Genomic DNA, 400 nt, shown 5'->3' on the forward strand with positions numbered 1-400 from the left:
ATCGAAGTATGTTCGTTGACAGACAGCGAATCGATCTGCTGAACCGGTTGATCGACGCACGCGTTGACCTCGCCGCATACGTGCAACTGAGGAAGGCAAAAGGATACATGTCCGTCAGCGAAAGCAATCATCTACGAGATAACTTTTTTAAACTGAATCGCGAACTGCACGATAAATCGCTGCGGTTGAATCTTCATCTGGATCAGGAAGAGTGGAGTGCTCTTCATCATGCTGAAGAAGCATTAGCGACAGCCGCAGTATGTTTGATGAGTGGGCACCATGATTGCCCGACTGTTATTACCGTCAACGCCGATAAGCTTGAAAATTGTCTGATGAGCTTAACGCTGAGTATCCAGAGCCTGCAGAAGCACGCCATGCTTGAGAAGGCCTGAAAACTAAG

Annotated in this window: 1 protein-coding gene; it reads left to right on the top strand. The window is 48.0% G+C overall.

The genetic code is table 11. The features are described from left to right. Positions 1-392 (top strand): biofilm formation regulator BssR (gene bssR / locus D4N35_RS17890; protein ID WP_369122670.1); only part of this gene is annotated, 392 nt, incomplete at its 5' end. Positions 393-400 lie beyond the last annotated feature (8 nt).

This window comes from Siminovitchia fortis, assembly GCF_003605365.2.
In the GTDB taxonomy this organism is placed as follows: domain Bacteria; phylum Bacillota; class Bacilli; order Bacillales; family Bacillaceae_C; genus Siminovitchia; species Siminovitchia fortis.